Source organism: Brevibacterium permense (assembly GCF_025506275.1).
In the GTDB taxonomy this organism is placed as follows: domain Bacteria; phylum Actinomycetota; class Actinomycetes; order Actinomycetales; family Brevibacteriaceae; genus Brevibacterium; species Brevibacterium permense_A.
In genome coordinates this window covers 1-480 of sequence record NZ_QYCP01000043.1, presented here as the reverse complement: position 1 = coordinate 480, position 480 = coordinate 1, and the positions used below count along the sequence as shown (strand labels likewise).

Sequence of the window (480 nt, the reverse complement as noted above, 5' to 3'; positions counted from 1 at the left end):
CGATATCGACCTTCGTGCGATGACGATGAGTCAACAAGACTTCGTGCGGTTCTTGCTGCTGGTGGATTCGGGTATCACCGCTGATCGCAGCGCGGGTGCCGTGATCGCCGATGCCGCGCGCCCGGAGACCGATCGGGGGACCGGCGATACCGATGGGGCATCGTCCGACGAGCCGCACCCGAAGCCCGGGGCCGACGTCACCACCGCGGCATCGGGGACTCCACGCAGCGGGCACGTCGACTTCTATCACGGCACAGAGGTCCCCGATCCCTACTGCTACCTGGAGGATCCGGACGACCACCGCACGCGGGAATTCGTCGCCACACAGAACACGGCCGTGGAGAGGTATTTCACGGAAACCGAGTTCGAGCGGGTGCGAGCTCGGATCGAGGAGCTGAACGGTCGCCCTCGCTGTGCGCAAGTGAAAAGTGCCGGCGGTTGGTACTTCTTCACCGCGAATCCGGATTCATTGGCTCACCC

General features: G+C 64.2%; 1 pseudogene. It reads left to right on the top strand.

The features are described from left to right. Positions 1 to 25 precede the first annotated feature (25 nt). Positions 26 to 480: pseudogene (locus D3I60_RS01460) on the top strand (hypothetical protein); the annotation flags it as partial.